Annotated in this window: 20 protein-coding genes; 12 read left to right on the top strand and 8 right to left on the bottom strand. The window is 61.9% G+C overall.

Annotation, left to right across the window (positions count from 1 at the left end):
• Window positions 1-64: 64 nt before the first annotated feature.
• From KKY_RS02710 to rlmN, 4 genes are all read left to right on the top strand, one after another.
• The gene (locus tag KKY_RS02710) at window positions 65-970 is read left to right on the top strand and encodes a lipid kinase (protein WP_014129757.1); all 906 of its coding nucleotides are present in this window, start codon (window positions 65-67) and stop codon (window positions 968-970) included.
• Window positions 971-1,029: 59 nt separating this feature from the next.
• Window positions 1,030-1,599 carry a TetR/AcrR family transcriptional regulator gene (locus KKY_RS02715; RefSeq protein ID WP_041529026.1) on the top strand — a complete coding sequence of 190 codons (570 nt, stop codon included), beginning with the start codon at window positions 1,030-1,032 and terminating at the stop codon, window positions 1,597-1,599.
• Between the two features lie 32 nt (window positions 1,600-1,631).
• On the top strand, window positions 1,632-2,507 hold the full coding sequence (locus KKY_RS02720) for a bifunctional helix-turn-helix transcriptional regulator/GNAT family N-acetyltransferase (RefSeq protein WP_014129759.1): 876 nt from the start codon (window positions 1,632-1,634) through the stop codon (window positions 2,505-2,507).
• Window positions 2,508-2,794: 287 nt separating this feature from the next.
• Window positions 2,795-3,844: a 23S rRNA (adenine(2503)-C(2))-methyltransferase RlmN gene (rlmN, locus tag KKY_RS02725; RefSeq protein WP_139304955.1), complete on the top strand. Its 1,050-nt coding sequence runs from the start codon at window positions 2,795-2,797 to the stop codon at window positions 3,842-3,844.
• On the opposite strand, the gene KKY_RS02730 is transcribed toward rlmN, so the two are convergent.
• Window positions 3,816-5,084 (bottom strand): glycosyltransferase, encoded by a 1,269-nt coding sequence (locus KKY_RS02730; RefSeq protein WP_014129761.1) that lies wholly within the window; start codon window positions 5,082-5,084, stop codon window positions 3,816-3,818. The two genes, rlmN and KKY_RS02730, sit on opposite strands and share 29 nt — an antisense overlap.
• Window positions 5,085-5,088: 4 nt before the next feature.
• Window positions 5,089-5,580, bottom strand: coding sequence for a DUF6653 family protein (locus KKY_RS02735; protein ID WP_014129762.1), 492 nt, complete (start codon window positions 5,578-5,580; stop codon window positions 5,089-5,091).
• A 329-nt stretch (window positions 5,581-5,909) separates the two neighbouring features.
• Between KKY_RS02735 and KKY_RS02740 the strand changes: the two genes are divergently transcribed.
• Window positions 5,910-6,638, top strand: coding sequence for a TetR/AcrR family transcriptional regulator (locus KKY_RS02740; protein ID WP_014129763.1), 729 nt, complete (start codon window positions 5,910-5,912; stop codon window positions 6,636-6,638).
• 10 nt (window positions 6,639-6,648) lie between these two features.
• On the opposite strand, the gene KKY_RS02745 is transcribed toward KKY_RS02740, so the two are convergent.
• The 3 genes from KKY_RS02745 to KKY_RS19375 all read right to left on the bottom strand — a co-directional run bounded on the left by KKY_RS02745 (window position 6,649) and on the right by KKY_RS19375 (window position 7,972).
• On the bottom strand, window positions 6,649-6,924 hold the full coding sequence (locus KKY_RS02745) for a hypothetical protein (protein WP_014129764.1): 276 nt from the start codon (window positions 6,922-6,924) through the stop codon (window positions 6,649-6,651).
• 278 nt (window positions 6,925-7,202) lie between these two features.
• A complete protein-coding gene (locus KKY_RS02750) occupies window positions 7,203-7,568 on the bottom strand; it encodes a TIGR02301 family protein (RefSeq protein ID WP_041528537.1) in 366 nt (121 codons plus the stop codon).
• On the bottom strand, window positions 7,565-7,972 hold the full coding sequence (locus KKY_RS19375) for an NUDIX domain-containing protein (RefSeq protein WP_014129766.1): 408 nt from the start codon (window positions 7,970-7,972) through the stop codon (window positions 7,565-7,567). Before KKY_RS19375 ends, KKY_RS02750 begins: the two co-directional genes overlap by 4 nt.
• 48 nt (window positions 7,973-8,020) lie before the next feature.
• Between KKY_RS19375 and KKY_RS02760 the strand changes: the two genes are divergently transcribed.
• Window positions 8,021-8,767: an SOS response-associated peptidase gene (locus KKY_RS02760; RefSeq protein WP_041528538.1), complete on the top strand. Its 747-nt coding sequence runs from the start codon at window positions 8,021-8,023 to the stop codon at window positions 8,765-8,767.
• 373 nt (window positions 8,768-9,140) lie between these two features.
• Entirely contained in the window at window positions 9,141-9,374 is a 234-nt protein-coding gene (locus KKY_RS02765; protein ID WP_014129768.1) for a hypothetical protein, read from the top strand.
• Between the two features lie 131 nt (window positions 9,375-9,505).
• On the opposite strand, the gene KKY_RS19380 is transcribed toward KKY_RS02765, so the two are convergent.
• The gene (locus tag KKY_RS19380) at window positions 9,506-10,072 is read right to left on the bottom strand and encodes a TetR/AcrR family transcriptional regulator (RefSeq protein ID WP_014129769.1); all 567 of its coding nucleotides are present in this window, start codon (window positions 10,070-10,072) and stop codon (window positions 9,506-9,508) included.
• A 76-nt stretch (window positions 10,073-10,148) separates the two neighbouring features.
• Here KKY_RS19380 and KKY_RS02775 point away from each other — a divergent pair, with 76 nt between their 5' ends.
• Window positions 10,149-11,171: an NAD-dependent epimerase/dehydratase family protein gene (locus tag KKY_RS02775; RefSeq protein WP_014129770.1), complete on the top strand. Its 1,023-nt coding sequence runs from the start codon at window positions 10,149-10,151 to the stop codon at window positions 11,169-11,171.
• Window positions 11,172-11,201: 30 nt separating this feature from the next.
• Here KKY_RS02775 and KKY_RS02780 read toward each other — a convergent pair whose 3' ends face one another.
• Window positions 11,202-11,762: a hemerythrin domain-containing protein gene (locus tag KKY_RS02780; protein ID WP_014129771.1), complete on the bottom strand. Its 561-nt coding sequence runs from the start codon at window positions 11,760-11,762 to the stop codon at window positions 11,202-11,204.
• A 53-nt stretch (window positions 11,763-11,815) separates the two neighbouring features.
• Complete coding sequence (locus KKY_RS02785; RefSeq protein ID WP_014129772.1) at window positions 11,816-13,228, bottom strand: FAD-binding oxidoreductase; 1,413 nt, start codon at window positions 13,226-13,228, stop codon at window positions 11,816-11,818.
• Between the two features lie 143 nt (window positions 13,229-13,371).
• Here KKY_RS02785 and fabI point away from each other — a divergent pair, with 143 nt between their 5' ends.
• The 4 genes from fabI to aroC all read left to right on the top strand — a co-directional run bounded on the left by fabI (window position 13,372) and on the right by aroC (window position 16,806).
• Window positions 13,372-14,175: an enoyl-ACP reductase FabI gene (fabI, locus tag KKY_RS02790; RefSeq protein WP_014129773.1), complete on the top strand. Its 804-nt coding sequence runs from the start codon at window positions 13,372-13,374 to the stop codon at window positions 14,173-14,175.
• A gap of 46 nt (window positions 14,176-14,221) precedes the next feature.
• Window positions 14,222-14,863, top strand: coding sequence for a histidine phosphatase family protein (locus KKY_RS02795; protein WP_050811636.1), 642 nt, complete (start codon window positions 14,222-14,224; stop codon window positions 14,861-14,863).
• A 7-nt stretch (window positions 14,864-14,870) separates the two neighbouring features.
• Window positions 14,871-15,296: a group III truncated hemoglobin gene (locus tag KKY_RS02800; RefSeq protein WP_014129775.1), complete on the top strand. Its 426-nt coding sequence runs from the start codon at window positions 14,871-14,873 to the stop codon at window positions 15,294-15,296.
• A gap of 388 nt (window positions 15,297-15,684) precedes the next feature.
• Entirely contained in the window at window positions 15,685-16,806 is a 1,122-nt protein-coding gene (aroC, locus tag KKY_RS02805) for a chorismate synthase (protein ID WP_014129776.1), read from the top strand.
• The last annotated feature ends 1 nt before the right edge of the window (window position 16,807 follow it).

Here is a 16,807-nt window from a genome sequence, read left to right on the forward strand (position 1 = left end):
GCAAAGCGCGGATCAATACACCATCATCTTGTCGATGATCCCGCGCCAATCGAGGCTTTTCCCAATGACCGCCGTTCCACCCAAAATCCGCCGCGCCCTGATGCTGGTCAATCCCAATGCACGGCGCGGCAGCGAGGCCGTGGAGCCGATCGCCAAACGGCTGCGTTTTCTCGGCCTTGAGGTCATGATCGAGCGGTTCCAGAGCCCGGAGGAACTGGCCGCCGACATCGCCCGTCGCCGCCACGAAGTGGATCTGGTGATCGTGTGCGGTGGCGACGGCACGATGAATGCCGCCGCGCCTGCCATCATCGAAACGGGCCTGCCCATGGGCATCATCCCCATGGGCACCGCAAACGATCTGGCGCGCACGCTCCACATTCCGGAAAATTTTACGGCCGCAGCCGATATCATCGCCGCTGGCCACACCCGCACCATCGATGTCGGTCTCGTCAACGGCCGGCCATTTTTCAACGTTGCGAGCATCGGGCTGTCCGCCGAATTGGCAAATAAACTCGACAAGGGCACAAAGCGCCGCTGGGGCAAGCTCGGCTATGCAATGACCGCCCTTAAGATCGCCTCGACCGCGCACCCTTTCAACGCCGAGATCGTCAGCGCCAGCGGCACCTCAAAGGTAAAAACCCTCCAGGTCGCGGTCGGCAATGGCCGCTATTACGGTGGCGGCACCGTCGTTGAAGCCGACGCGACGATCGATGACGGCACGCTCGATCTCTACAGCCTCGAAGCCCGCGACGTCTGGCAATTGGTCACGATGCTTGGCGCCTTCCGGCGCGGTACCCACGGCACATGGCGCGAGGTGCGCACCGAAAAATGCGTCGCTTTCGAACTGCGCACCGCAGAGCCCATGGACGTCAATGTCGATGGCGACATCGTCACCAAAACACCCGCCCGCTTCGAAATCCGCCCCAAGGCCATCACCGTCTTTGTGCCCGAGAGCAACGCCGCCCCCTAGACCCTTGCCAAACCGACGTCCCGTCTGCCATCCAAAGAGCAATTACAGTGGATGGCAAAATGCCCAGACCCAAGCTTCATTCTGACGACACGATCCTGGCCGCCGCCCAAAAGGTGCTGCTGACCAAGGGGCCCTCCAGCTTCACCCTCAGTGACGTGGCGCATGAAGTCGGCATTTCCCGTGCCGCCCTGATCCAGCGCTTTACCGACAAGAAAACCCTTCATTTCAAGGTTATGGAGCGCTCCACGCAAGAGGTTCGCGACTATTTTGCCGGCGCCCCGAAAGAGACCGGCCTTGGTCCGCTCTGGGCCATGCTCACCGATCTGATCGATGGCATGGGGGCAGGCGATGATTTCGCGGGCTATCTGCTGCTTGAGTGGAACGACGTCGTCGATGCCGAACTCAACCGTCTGGCCCGCGAGCGCAACGGCATGGTGCTCGCCGCCATCCGCGAACGCCTGCCGGACGGACCCCACCATCCCGACATGGCCGCGTCCCTCATCCAGTCGGTCATCCAGGGCGCCTCTATGCAATGGCTGATCGCCAAACAGGGACCGCTCAACACTTTCGTCATCGACCAGACCCGCCGCGTCCTGACCGTGCTCTATCCCGCCCATCATTTCGATTGACGGACGCCGATAGCTGACTTAAGTCAGCTATTATGTCTCATGATCCGATTGCCCGTTTCCGCCGTTTCTCCCGCGCCGTTACCTCGGAGGTGGGCGCGCTCGACGATTCCTTTCTTGGACGCGGCCGGCCCCTCGGCTCGGCCCGCGTGCTCAACGCCATTGGACACGGCCGCACCGACATCGCTCAGCTCCGCGACTATCTGGGCCTCGATTCGGGTCTGATGAGCCGACTGCTGCGCGGCCTGGAGGATGAGGGGTTGGTCGAGACCCGGCCCGACCCGCAGGACGGTCGCCGTCGCCTTCTTGCCCTGACTGTCGCGGGGCAGGAGGAGTTCTCGGCCTACGAAGACATTTCCAACGCCCGGGCCGAGGCCCTCCTGGCCCGGCACCCGCACCCCGAAGCCCTTCTGGCCGCCATGGATATGGTCGCCTCCGCTTTGGGCCGCGACCGCATATCCTTTGAGGAAACCGACCCGCGCAGCACGCAGGCGCGCTTCTGCCTTGAGCAATATTACGAGGAGCTGGCCCGTCGCTTCGAGGAAGGCTTCGACGTCAAACGCTCGGCCGACCCCGACGCCATCGACATGATCCGCCCGCGCGGCGCCTTTATCCTTGCGCTGTCCGACGGCCTGCCCATCGGCTGCGTCGGCCTCAAGGGCACAACAAAGGGCTATGCCGAAATCAAGCGCCTCTGGGTCGCCCCTTCAGCTCGTGGCCTGGGCGTCGCCCATCGCCTGATGGCCGCCGCCGAAAGCGCCGCCCGCGAACTCGGCATCACTCTCTTGCGTCTCGACACCAACCGCGCGCTCCCCGAAGCCATCGCCATGTACCGCAAAACCGGTTGGACCGAGATCGATCGCTTCAACGACGACCCCTATCCCGACTTCTTCTTCGAAAAACACCTCTAGCTTCGGCCGCGCAACACGCTCCACCGCAGCTAAACCCGGCCCTTTGCCCACAATCTAGCATCGGGCAGCGCAGCCGTTCCCCCACCCTCAAATCTCCCCTACCGTCACCCCGGCCTTGAGCCGGGATCCAGTACCCTCTGAGCCCGAGATTGGCCCTGCCAACACCGCCAACACCCGACCCACCTCACCACCCAAACCACCTCACTTGATAATAACCATCGCGTCTGTTATATATTTCCCTCGCATCGATTCCCGATGCAGCCCGATAAACAGATCCCGTCATTGTCATGCTCTCCGCCGTTCACACAGGAACAGTGGCCGCCTCGCCGCGCGCCGCAAAACCTCAATTCGCTCTCGATCTCGACAGCGCCGCGTTCGCGCGCCTCTGCGCAGAAAATGGCCCGGCCCTGTCCTATCGCGCCCTCTTCTGGCCCCATGCCGATCTGCCCAAAGACCTCGTACGCTGGGGCGACCATCACGGCACCGAATTGCGTCGCCTGACGCTCAAATCGCGCGACCGTGGCACCCGCTCGGAAAAATTCCTGTTCGCGCTCCCCGATGGATACGCCATCGAAACCGTGCTCATCCGCCGCCATGATGGCTACACAGCTTGCGTTTCATCCCAGGTCGGCTGCGCCTTCGCGTGCCGCTTCTGCGCTTCAGGACAGGCGGGTTTGAAACGCAACCTGACACCCGGCGAAATTGTCGAGCAGATCGTCCGCCTCGGCCCGAAGGTCAACCGCATCGTCTTCATGGGCATCGGCGAACCGCTCAACAATTACGACAATGTGCTCAAAGCCATCCGCATCCTGCGCGACAGGGCAGGGCTTGCGCTGCCGGCCTCGGGCATGACCATTTCCACGATCGGCATCCCAAAGGCCCTCAAGGCGCTCCGCGAGGAACACCTCAAGATCAATCTCACCATCTCCCTGCACGCCACGACACAGCAGGTCCGCTCGTCCCTCATCCCCGGCGCAAGAAAACACGAGATCGCAGAAATCGTCTCCCGCGCTCTCTCATGGGCCGAGCGCCACAGCCGTATCGTCACCTTCGTCTATCTCGTCCTGCCCGGCATCAACGATACGCGCGCCGATCTCGAGCGGCTTTGCGCCATGTTTTCCGGCCAGCCGGCCCGCATCAACCTCATGCGCTGGAACCCGGTGGATGGCGTCGCGCTGCGCCGCACCGACGATGGCACGCTCGCCGCCTTCCGCGATGGTCTCGAACGCGCCGGCATACCCGTTGTCGTGCGCGACACACAGGGCCGCGACATCACCGCCGCCTGCGGGCAGCTCTGGCTGCGTGATCTCAACGGCTCACCGCTTGCAACGGCCTGACACCCGCCATGCGGGTCTCGATAAAGGCAACAGCCGCCGCCACCCCATCTTCGGCCCCGATGGCAGAACCCAACTCTGCGGCCCGCTTTCGCATGTCCGGATTGTCCATTGAAGCGATCGCCCCGGCCACCGCCTCGACCGAAAGACTGTTCCTGTCGAGCGCTTTTGGCCCGGCCCCCAGCTCTGCAATCCGCCGCGCCCAGAATGGCTGATCGCCGAAAAACGGACAGATCGCCGTCGGCTTGCCGGCTCGCAACGCCGCCCCGGTCGTTCCGGCCCCGCCATGGTGCAGCGTGGCACCGACATGACGGAACAATTGATCGTGCGGAGCCGCCGAAATCGCGTGAACCTCGGGCAGTCCCCCAACCAGGTCCAGCGCCCCTTGTCCCGTGGCGATCAACCCGCGCTTGCCCGTTCGCGCCAGTGCCGCAACGATCAAGTCGGTCATCTCTTGCGAATCCACGCCCGGCATCGACCCGAAACCGATATAGATCGGCGCCGGCCCGGCAGCGAGAAAGCCTGCCAATTCCGGATCGGGCCGCCAATCGGGTGTATCGAGAAACCAGTAGCCGCTCACCAGCACATCGGGGCCCCAGTCACGGGGCACAGGCAGAACCTGCGGTGAATAGGCATAAAGGGTACCAAGGGAGCGGACGTTTGCGGTACGGCGACCGGCCAGCCCCAGCGTTTCACGACGAAATCGCCCGATCAGCTTTCGGAAAAGCATGCCCGCCGCGTGCGTGCCCAGCACATGGCTGACCTTGTTGAGCGGACCGAGATTATCGAATGGCAGCAAAGGCGTTGGAAAGTCCGATGTGGGTGTAAATCCCGGCAAAGGCGAAGCCAGCATATATTGGCAGCCCAGCGCTTCCGCCATGTGCGGCGTGCCGAAAGATTTGGGATGATGCACGATCAGATCTGGGACGAAGGCCCTGATTGCCGCCCACTCGGCATCCAGCAGCCTTTCACCGAGCGGCCTCATGTGCTTGAGGAGCTTGAGCCCGGCACCAAAACCCTTGCTGCTGCCCACGGCCATCTTGCCCTCCTGCGTGTCGAGCAGGGCCAGCAGGTCGCCGGGCAGCGGTGCAAAAGGGATATCATATCCGGCAACCAGCCCGTCAAACTGCTCCGGCGCCAGAAGGATCACCCGATGTCCTTGCCCGACCAGCCCGCGCGCCAGCGCGATATAGGGCTGAACGTCGCCGCGCGTGCCCATTGTGGTGATTGCGATTCGGTACATGGTTTCAGCCCTGCCCGGTATGTGCTGCGCTATCCGCATGCAGCCATGCCAGCCGGTCGAGGAACCACAATTGCCCGCCCACGATCATCACGATGCCCAGCACCGTGGCCCACACATCGAGCCAGTAGAGGCCCGCAATCAGCGGCAGGACGCCAATGCTGCTCCCAGCAACGATCCACGAGGTCGCACGCGCGTGATGGGCGGGCAGGGGAGCCTCTTTCCGCTTCAGCCACAGCCGCTCCCCCATGATCGCGCGTGTCTCCCATTTGTTTGCGTCGGTCGCTGGCGGAAAGATGCGCGTATTGAGCCACAGGAATCCCACCACCAAACCAATGGGAACCACACACCACCAGCCGATCCATTCACGCGACCACACAGCCAGGGCAAAAGCCGGAACGCTCATCAGCCGCGTCCAGACGCTCCAGGGGTTGGCATGGCGCAGCCATGCATCGTCGGTCATTCCCATGCCGGTCTCGATTGCCGTGTCCAGCCGCATGCCCGCTCTCCTGTTTTCCGCGCCATTTCGGATGCGCTCTGAACCGCTCGGCAACAGCGCTTGACCTCAAATCAGCCAGCCGGCCGCCCTTCGTTCTCGCGGAGCCGGTAGGCGTCCGCCGACTTCAGCGAGAAAAAAACGGCCCGTTCCCAGACTGCGTTGTCGCAACGTCTCTGGTGCCTGCGGTCGAATGTCGGCTCTTGCCGGTCGTGCCCGCCGGTCGATGCTCCCCCGATTTTTCACCTCTCCCGTCACGCCACCTCTGGACCCGCCCATCACGAGATGTCATGATGCCCCAAACATACAGACCGACGGTCGGTTTTACAACAATGAATACCACCATCCCAGCAAAACGCAAAAACCTGACACCCCAGGCGCGCAGGGCCCAGCTCGTCGACTGCGCGCAAATCCTGTTCGCAACCAAGGGTTATGAGGCCACGACCATCGGCGACGTCATGGCCATGGCCGGCGTGTCGAAAGGCGGCTTCTACCACCATTTCCAATCCAAGGAGGCGCTGCTCGAAGCGCTGGCCGAGCGCATGGCGTTGCAGGCCTTGGCTACCATCGAGCCCATTCTCGAGGACCCCTGGCTCGATCCGTTCACACGCCTCAACCGTGTCCTGCGTCAGTTGCGCATCCGAAAGAGCGAGACAGCGCCCGATGTCGGCAAGGCGTTCGATGCCGCGTTCCAGCCCGGAAATATCGTGCTGTTCGATCGCATCCGCAGGGCCATCACCGCAATTGTCGCGCCGGTCATTTCCAAGGTCATTGCCGATGGCGTTGCGGAAAAGGTTTTCGACGTCCCCGATCCCGAAAGCTGCGTGGAAATCATCCTCCATCTCAATGCGGCCGCCTATGACGCGGTCTCGGCCGCCATGGCCGAGCGCGACAGGGGAGAGCGCGGCCCGGCGCTCGACAGGCTTTATCGCATGATGGAAATGCAGGGGATCGCCGTGGACAGGCTTTTGGGATTGCCCGATGGCTCGCTGACCTGGATCGAACCGGGAACGCTGGAAAAAATCCTGCAACTGCCCGCGGGCGAATCATCCGCCCGGTAGCGGAAGGAACCTACTGCAACACGCGATCGAGCGTGTATTCGCCATTGCTGATTCGGTCCGGAATGTTCCCGATCAGCTTCGCCACGGCCTCTTCGCCATATTCGCGCACCAGCGTGGCGACCGCCGCAAACAGCGCGGCGTGGGCTAGCGCTTCGGTGTCCACGCCGTCCGTATCGGCCGAATTCCAGGCTTCCGCCAGATATTCGAGAGCGATCTGACGTTCCTCCTGCTCGGCCTCGATGGCCGCGGATTCGGTCGGAAACGGAAATGTCGTGCGCGTGGTCATGACCGCTAGTTAACATGCCTTTGGGGCACTGCTAAGAGGAAATGACCAATTGGTTAACGTGCCGCAGCAAATTGGAGCGCTTCCAGAAAAAGTGGCCTCCACTTTTTCGGTTCGGAAGCGCGACCAAGCCGGAACCTTTTGCGCTTCCAGAAAAAGTGGCCTCCACTTTTTCGGTTCGGAAGCGCGACCAAGCCGGAACCTTTTGCGCTTCCAGAAAAAGCATGTCCCCGACGAGATCGGGGATGGCCTCCACTTTTTCGGTTCGGAAGCGCGAAGCGCTATTCGGCGTAACGCTGATGGATGTCGCGCGCCAGCGTTTCCCCTTCGGTCAAAAGGCGCGTGATCGCGATTTCCGCCGAAGGCGTGCAACTGCGGTAGAACCGGGCATAGGCCTCATATCCCGCGTTGAACGCTCCCGCCAGCCGCGCCCGACGGTCGTCGTCGGGTTCATCGAGGTCGATCAGTTCGGCCATCTGCCCGCGCCAGTCGGTCGTCCGGTCACCGCACAGCGGCGTCAGCATGTAGAGCGATCCCAGGATTTCCGACAGCCTTTCCATCTGCCCCTGATAGGGCGGATCCACCGCAAGCACGGGGGAGGGGGCTGCGAGCAGCGCCAACAGGCACAATCGCCAGACCGGTCTCATCGCTCCACCTCGGCCAGCCCGAGATATTGCGCGCAGGTGTGGACGATTTCGGCGAGATGGTCGGTGGTGCGATAGGACTGCACCTCGTCCACATGCACCCAGTCCCAATCGCTGATTTCGTGGCTGGTGACTGGCGCCCCCATGGGGCAATGGGCCGCGAACACCGCAAGCGTATAGCTCTTGGCGCCTTCTCCCACGGTTTCCACGAGCACCTGTATGGGGTCGGAAATAAGAAGGCGGGTTTCCTCGAACAATTCGCGTTTGACGCAATCGAGGGGTGTTTCACCAGGCTCCATCCGCCCACCGGGAAACGTCCATTGTCCCAGAAACGGAGCATAAGCGCGTTGGATCAGCAGCACCTGATCGCCATTGAAAAGCCCGATCGAGCATGCGTCGGGCTTCATGTGCTCGCTGCCATCGCTATATTGGGTGTGAACGGAGACCAAAGACTCATGTGCGGACGATACGCGGTTACCTTGCCGGATGACGCGATGCGCCAGATTTTTGCCACCGACAATCTAATTCAGTCCGTGCCGCGCTACAATATCGCTCCCACCCAGCCGGTTATCGCCATCTGGGTCGATGATGCCATGCGCCGCACGGCAAAGCTCGCCCGCTGGGGTCTGGTGCCCGGCTGGGTCAAGGACCCGCGCGAGTTCCCACTTCTGGTCAACGCCCGGGCGGAAACCATGGCCACAAAACCCGCCTTCCGCGATTCGGTAAGACACAAGCGTTGCATCCTGCCCGCCTCGGGCTATTACGAATGGCAAACCCTGCCAAACGGCAGCAAGCAACCCTATTACATTACCCTTGCGGGTGATGAGCCGCTGGCGCTCGCCGGGCTCTATTCGAGCTGGATGGGTCCCGATGGCGAGGAGATCGACACCGTCGCGACCATAACCGTTCCCGCCGGCCCCGATGTCGCCCATATCCATGATCGCATGCCGGCTCTGATGCGAGGTGGCCAGATCGATGCCTGGCTCGATACGAAAGCCGTCCGATTCGCCGAGGTCGAACCCTTTGTCGTGCCCCAGCCCGCCGGTTCAATGGCCTCTCACCCGGTCTCGACCCGTGTCAATTCTGCCGCCAATGAAGGGCCGGATCTCATCGTGCCGGTCAGCGATGCGCCCGATAACGGCACAGGTGACAAGTCCATGACAGTCAAGGCAAAAAAGTCGACACAGCTCGATCTTTTTTGACGTTTCCGGTCGGAACCGGTTCTGCAATCGCTCGTTCTTGGAGCAGGAATTTTCGCGTCGCAATGTCGAATTGACACAAACGCACTCGATTTTTTCGTCAAGCCTTGTTATTTATTGCCCGTGGCACCAGATGCGGTGTCCCGAGGTCAGGCTGGAGAACGGCAACATGGTAACACAAACTGCATGGGCACGCCTGACCGCGTCCGAGACCAACTGCGTACGATTTAGTCTCAAACGTACCGGTCTCATGTGTCGCTCCTGGATGTGGCGCGTATCGCGACATTAGTCGTCCGCCCCGTCACAAGACCCTCACATAAGACTGTTAGGCACCGCCCAGGGCTGGGCGGAATCGCGTATCGCAGAGTGTTCGATCATGACCAAGCCAATCGTTATTTCAGTTGCAGGCGAGCCCCAGGGCGTCGTCGTCCCCAACGGCCAGGACTTCCGCTTCATGGCGGTCAAGCTGGGCGTCTTTCCGCTCGATGGCCGGATTTTCCAGTCCATCGATGCCGCGCGTGCCGCTGCCGAAGCGGTGGTCGAGGGTGCCGCCGAACTGGCAGGTTCGCTCGAGCCCAATGACGGCAATGACAATGGACTCGTTGCTTAGGCGGGGGTCTTGACCCCTGCCCATAAGCGTTAGAGCGCGTCCAGCAAAAGTGGAAACGGTTTTGCGGTTCGGACGCGCGACGAAACAACAACTTAGAGGATTTTCGCGATTCGAAGAAAAGCGGAAATGCTCTAGCCGGCCCGGAATGACCCCCGGATCACGCGCTCGCACAACAGCCGGATGGCGGCGCGTACCGCCGAGCCATCAGGAAACTTCGCCAATATTCCGCTTCCCGATGCCAGAAGCATGGTGGCCAGCCGCTCCGGCTCTTCGATTCCGGCATCGGAAAACGCGCCCGCCAGCCGCGCCAGGATCGCATCGTCGACCTCTTTGAATTTCCGGCCCAGCCTGTGGGGCTCGCTTACAAGTTCAGCGGCGTGCGGCGAACCCTCCAGCATGTCGGCTATCGAGCCATACATCTCGGCCATGGCATTGCCCACCCGTTCATCGAGAGGCGCGTCAATGTCGAAGGCCCGGGCGAAGGTTTCGGATTTGTCGCAGACCAGATCGTCGATTAGGGCGTCGAATACCGCATCCTTGTCTGAAAACTGGGCGTAAAGGGTGGGCTTGGCGATGCCGGCCGCTTTGGCGATCGCCTCCATTGTCGCAGCCCGCAATCCCGTCCTGAGCATAACCGCTTGTGCCGCCTCAAGGATGCGGCGGCGCTTTTCCAGAACGCGCGGCGAGGGGGACGACAAAGGCGAATGCTCCTATTGAACGTTTTGAACGAATAACGTATATATCGTTCAAGTTTCAATTGCTCGGACACACATCATGAAAGACCGCGTTCTTCTCACCGGCGTTTCCGGCTTCCTGGGCGGACATGTGGCGCTCGAACTGCTCAAGAGCGGTTATACAGTGCGCGGCAGCGTGCGCAATCTTTCACGGGCCGACAAGGTCAGGGCAACGCTTGAGAAAGCGGGGGCCGATAGTGCACGGCTCGAATTTGTCGCCCTCGACCTTGAAAGCGACGAGGGCTGGCAGGAAGCCATGGATGGCGTGCGTTTTCTTCAGCACACCGCCTCTCCCTTCGTGCTGCAGATGCCTTCCGACAAGAACGATCTGATCCGGCCGGCCGTCGAGGGCACCGAGCGCGCGCTGAATGCCGCTCTGGCCGCCAATGTCGAGCGTGTTGTGCTCACGTCCTCGATGGCCGCCATCGCCTATGGGCATGACAAGTCCCGCGCTGCCCCGTTCACCGCCAATGATTGGACCAATCTCGAGGGCAGGGACGTTACGCCCTATACCGAGTCCAAGACCCGTGCCGAACGCCGTGCCTGGGAGATCATGCGCGCCGCCGGTCGCGAAAAGGATCTTGCAACGATCAATCCTTCGGGGATTTTCGGGCCGCTGCTCGATGAAGATCCGGGCACATCCGCAATTCTCGTGCAGCGCCTTATGAACGGCTCGGTCCCCGCCTCGCCCCGCATGCCGCTTGTCGCCGTCGACGTGCGAGACGTCGCCCGGGCGCACCTCGCGGCCATGACCGCCCACCAGGCTGGCGGCCATCGTTTTCCCATGGGCGAACGCACGATGTTTTTTTCAGAAGTTGCCACCGTCCTGCGCAACGCTTTTCCCGACTACGCAAAAAAGATTCCGAAGCGCGAATTGCCCGACTGGATGGTCCGCATCTACGCGTTGTTTGACAGGGATGTCCGGTCCAATCTCGGCGAACTCGGCGTTCTCAAACGCCTCGATTCATCGGCCGTCATTCGCCTGCTCGATCGCAAACTGACCCCTGCCGACGCTTCATTCATCGCCACGGGAGAGAGCCTGATCGCACACGGGTTGGTTTAGGGCCAATACCCGGTCAATCGGATACGGACCCTAGACCCCGATCTGGAAATACCCAAGCGCATCCCCGATCTCGTCTTCCTCATAGCCGAGGTGGGACAGCAGCACCCGTTCCAATGCGTCGTTGATTTCGGTCGCGCTGGCAAAATTTGCGGCGTTCGGCTCACGCACCAGCGCGTTGAGCGCCGCAATCAGTTTGACCAGCAGATTGTGCACGATCTCATGCTCCGCCTGCAGCCGGTCCGTGACCTTCTTCCAGGCTTCGCCCTTCTCCGACAACGCGGGAAAGATGTGCGCATCCTCGATTGAGTGATGCATATGCACCGTCTGGCAATGCTGGCCGCACAGATTGCCGAATTGGCGATAGTTCGAAACCATCGTCAGCGCTTCAGCTTCCGCCTCGACCTCCTCGGCCGTTTTTTCGCCCGCCATGACGTCGTCGATCATGGTGCGCAGCACTTTGACGTTTTCACGCAGATGGTCGTGAATCAGCTTGAGATGCTGGCCCGGCGCCCGCTGTTGCGGCGTCAGGTTTTCGAGCTTGGGTGCGCGCGGCCGCGTCGCATCGTCGAGAAAGGAGATGTCGAGAAGCATAAAGTGAGGTCCATAAGGTTTGGCCCTCAATCTAGGCATTCCGACGCCAATTTCTACCCCAACACTTTCCCCGGATTGAGAATGCCCTTGGGATCGAGCGCTGATTTGATCGCCTTCATCATTTTCAGCGCCACCGGGTCTTTCACCTGCTTGAGCAACCCTGTCTTGAGTTGCCCGATCCCGTGCTCGGCCGAAACCGAACCGCCCAGATCGCGCACCACCGCATAGACTGCGTCATGCACCGCGTCCGCTCCATCCATGAACGCCATGCCGTCGGCTCCTTCGGGCTGGGAAAAATTGAAATGGATGTTCCCGTCGCCCAGATGCCCGAACGGCACCGGCCGGATACCCGGCACTGCCTTTTGCGCCGCTTCGCTGCCCCGCGCGATCAACTCGGGCACCGCCGCCACCGGCACCGATACGTCATGCTTGATCGAAGCGCCCTCGCGTGATTGCACCTCGCTCATCTGCTCTCGCGCGTTCCACAATGCCTCGCGCTGGCTCAGCGTTTCCGCGATCACCCCATTGCTCACCAGCCCGGCCTCGAACGCGCTTTCGACCGCCTGCGACAAGCCACCCGCCGCGCCGCCCTTGGGCACCGAAATCTCCACAAGCACATACCAGTCCGACATCTCGGCGGTCGGGTCCTGCGCCATCATTCCATGCTTGAGCTGAAAATCGATCCCGATGCGCGGCATCAATTCGAACGCCGTCAGCGTATTGCCGGCCCGCGCCCGCATCATCGCGAACAACTCCAGCGCCGCCTCCGGCGAAGCCACATTGAGCAGCGCCGTTTCGTGCGCGTCGGGCTTTGGAAACAGTTTCAGCGTCGCCGCAGTGATGATCCCCAGCGTGCCTTCCGACCCCACAAGCAGATCCTTGAGGTCATAGCCCGTATTGTCCTTGCGCAGCGCATTGAGCCCCTTGTAGATCGACCCGTCCGCCATCACCGCCTCGACCCCCAGGCACAATTCGCGCGCATTGCCATAGGAGAGCACCTGTACGCCCCCCGCGTTCGATCCCAGAACGCCCCCGATCCGCGCCGAACCCTGCGAGGCGATATAGAGTGGAAACATCATCCCCGCGTCCTCGGCGATGTCATGGGCCTCCTGCAGCGTGGTGCCTGCATCGAGCGTCATGTGCCCAGCCGCCGCATCGACGTTGCGCACCCCTTTGAGCCGCGAGATCGAAAGAATGACCTCGTCCTCGAACAGCGGCACCTGTCCGCCCACCAGTCCGGTGTTTCCCGCCTGCGGGATAATATGCACGCCCACCTCATTGGCCCATTCCATCACCGCCTGCACTTCGGCGACCGTTCGGGGCAGGGCGACGGCCTGTGCCTGCTTGTGAAACCGGTGACGCGGTTCGGAAACATAGCCCGCCATGTCGCCCACCTCGGAAACGACGCCGGTTTCTCCGAGAAGCTGCACAAGGGCTGGAACGATCTGGTCTTTGGAAAGGGGCATATCGAAAGTCTTTCTGGAAGCGCTTGGCAAACTATCGCATGTCGGGAAGGGGATTCGCTACCGCACCAACCCGCTTCCCACCTTGCCCGTTCCCATCCCCTGTGCCAAAACCACCAGCAATGAAACGATCATCGGAGAACACCATGGCTGGTTTGATGGAAGGCAAGCGCGGGCTCATTATGGGCGTCGCCAACAACCGCTCTATCGCCTACGGCATTGCCAAGGCGCTGCATGCCCAGGGCGCGGAAATGGCCTTCACCTATCAGGGCGAGGCGTTGCACCGCCGCGTCGAACCGATTGCCGCCGAATTCGGCTCCGATCTGGTCCTGCCATGCGATGTGACCGACCCTGATGCCATGGACGCCGTGTTCAACGTGCTCAAGTCCAAATGGGGCAAGCTCGATTTTCTCGTCCACGCCATCGGCTTTTCCAACAAGGAAGAGCTCGAGGGCCGTTATGTCGATACCACGCCCGGCAATTTCGCTTTGACCATGAACATTTCGGTGTTCTCGCTCACGGCTCTCGCCAAACGCGCCGAAGCGCTCATGGACGATGGCGGCTCGATCCTCACGCTCACCTATTACGGTGCCGAAAAGGTCCTGCCCAATTACAACGTCATGGGCGTTGCCAAGGCCGCGCTCGAAGCCTCGGTGCGCTACCTCGCCTCCGACCTCGGCCCCCAGAAGATCCGCGTCAACGCCATCTCCGCCGGCCCGATCAAGACCCTGGCCGCTTCGGGCATTTCCGATCTGCGCGAAATGCTCAAATGGAACGAGGAAAACGCGCCGCTGCGCAAGAACGTCACAATCGACGAGGTCGGCAATTCGGCCCTCTACCTGCTCTCGGACCTTTCGAGCGGGGTTACCGGCGAAGTCCACTACGTCGATTCCGGCTACAACATCATCGGCATGAAGGCCATGCCCAAGGATGCGCCTGCCGGCCAGTAGTATCGTCACAGGAGCGCGCTATCGTGGGCGCTCCTGAAATTCATCAGTGATTGATTCGACCATGCACCAGGTTACCTGGCCCGATTTCTACTTCGCGCGCCACGGCGAAACCAATTGGAACCGCGAGCGCCGCTATCAGGGCAGCCGCGATATCCCTTTGAACGAAACCGGCAGGCGGCAGGCCGATTCCAATGGCCCGCTGCTGCGCTTCCTCCTTGAGGAAGCCGGCAGCGATCCGGCCAAATTCAAATGGTACGCCTCGCCCCTCAGCCGGGCCAGCGAGACCATGGAGCGCATGCGCGCCGCCTTCGACATTCCGCTCCCCGATGTCATTTACGATGAGCGGCTTATCGAAATCTCATTCGGCAAGTTCGAGGGCCTCCTGCACGAGGAGATCGCCCGCGAGCGCGAGGCTCTGGCCCCCGGCCAGCGCGACGCCACCTACTGGAATTTCCGCCCCGAAGGCGGCGAGAATTATCAGGACCTCGCCGACCGCCTGCTCGATTTTGCCCAGGGGCTCACCCATCACTCGATCATCGTCGCCCATGGCGGCGTGTTGCGCGTCCTGCGCCATCTGGTCGAAGGTGTTGCGCGCGGCGAAGTCCTCAACTGGGCTCCGCCCCAGGGCGTCATCGCCCATTTCGCCGCCGGCCGGATGACCCTGCACGCCGCGCAAAAGACGTGGTGAGAAAATCTTGACGGACGACAATCCGCTGACCCGTCCGGGTCCGGCCCATCCCGATATCACCGATCCCGATATCGCAAGGCTCGTCGCGACCTTTTACGCCCGCGCCCGCGAGGACGATGTTCTCGGCCCGATCTTCAATCGTGCGGTCCATGACTGGGACGAACACATCGCCCAGATCACCGATTTCTGGTCCTCGATCATGCTGCGCACCGGCCGCTATTCGGGCCGCCCGCTCAATCCTCACCTGCGCCTGCCCATAAAGGCCGAGCATTTCGACCGCTGGCTTTCTCTGTTCGAGCAAACCGCCGCCGAAATCTTTACCCCCGAGATCACCCACGAATTCATGATCCGGGCCCGCCGCATCGCCGACAATTTCGAACTCGCCATCGGCTCCATGCGCGGCGAAATCCGCTCCCCCCGCCACTCGCGCTAACCACACCCCTGCTTGGGCCCGACCTTTCCCATCCCACCCACCATCGCTGCCCCGGTGAAAGCCGGGCCCATGCGCCTTGTCGCACGCTCCAGAGCATGGGCGGGGCCGCTGGGTCCCGGATCAGGTCCGGGACGGCGATGGTGGTGATTGAGCTTCCCGTCTTCCGTCCCCATAACGATGAGCTTCCGCTTCCTCCGACCTCCCCCAAAGGGTGAGGTGCACCTTCGGCGCTTGCGGCATTCTTACCTCTCCCTTGGGGGAGAGGTCGGCGCGAAGCGACGGGTGAGGGGGCCTTCTCTGTTTCTCCGCTCCCACCCCCTCCAATCGAACGATTGACCACACCCCCAGCGCTGCCTAGAACACCCTCACCATTTCCGGGGACATACCCATGAGCGACAATTCCTTCGGCCACCTCTTCCGCTTCACCACATGGGGTGAGAGCCACGGCCCCGCGCTCGGCGTCGTCGTCGATGGCGTGCCCCCCGACTTGCCCATCTCCGCTGAAATGATCCAGCGCGATCTCGATCGCCGCAAGCCCGGCCAGTCGCGCTACACCACCCAGCGCCGCGAGGCCGACGAGGTCAAAATCCTCTCCGGCGTTTTCGAGGACGAGCGCACCGATGGCCTTCGCACCACCGGCACCCCCATTTCGCTTTTGATCGAAAACACCGACCAGCGCTCCAAGGACTATTCGGAAATCCGCGACAAGTTTCGCCCCGGTCACGCCGATTACACCTATTTCCAGAAATACGGCATCCGCGATTATCGCGGCGGTGGTCGCTCCTCTGCGCGCGAAACCGCAGCCCGCGTCGCTGCCGGAGCCGTCGCCAAACTTGTGATCCCAAACGTCACCATTCGCGCCTCGCTGGTCCAGATCGGCCCGCACAAGATCGATTACGCCAATTTCGATTGGGATCAGGTCGATCAGAACCCCTTCTTCTGCGCCGATCCCAGGGCTGCGGAAACCTGGGCAACCTATCTGGACGGCATCCGCAAGGCCGGCTCGTCTGCCGGAGCTATCGTCGAAGTGGTGGCCGAAGGCGTCCCCGCCGGCTGGGGCGCTCCGATCTATGGCAAATTGTCCGCCGATATTGCCTCGGCCTTCATGTCGATCAACGCTGTAAAGGGTGTCGAGATCGGCGAGGGCATGCACGCTGCCGAACTGACCGGTGAGGAAAACGCCGACCAGATGCGTTCGGACCGCCCGCTGCCAAAATTCCTGTCCAACAAGGCTGGCGGCATCCTCGGCGGCATTTCCAATGGCGACCCCATCGTCGCGCGCTTCGCGGTCAAGCCCACAAGCTCGATCCTCACCCCCCGCCAGACCGTCACCACGGAAAACGAGGATTCCGACATCATCACCAAGGGCCGCCACGATCCCTGCGTCGGCATCCGCGCCGTGCCCATCGGCGAAGCGATGATGGCCTGCGTGCTCGCCGATCACATGCTGCGCCACCGCGGCCAGACCGGTCGAGAAGGCGGCATCGGTTTCGGCCGCAACGATTTGTGAG

Origin of the sequence: Pelagibacterium halotolerans B2, assembly GCF_000230555.1 — a bacterium.
Lineage (GTDB): Bacteria > Pseudomonadota > Alphaproteobacteria > Rhizobiales > Devosiaceae > Pelagibacterium > Pelagibacterium halotolerans.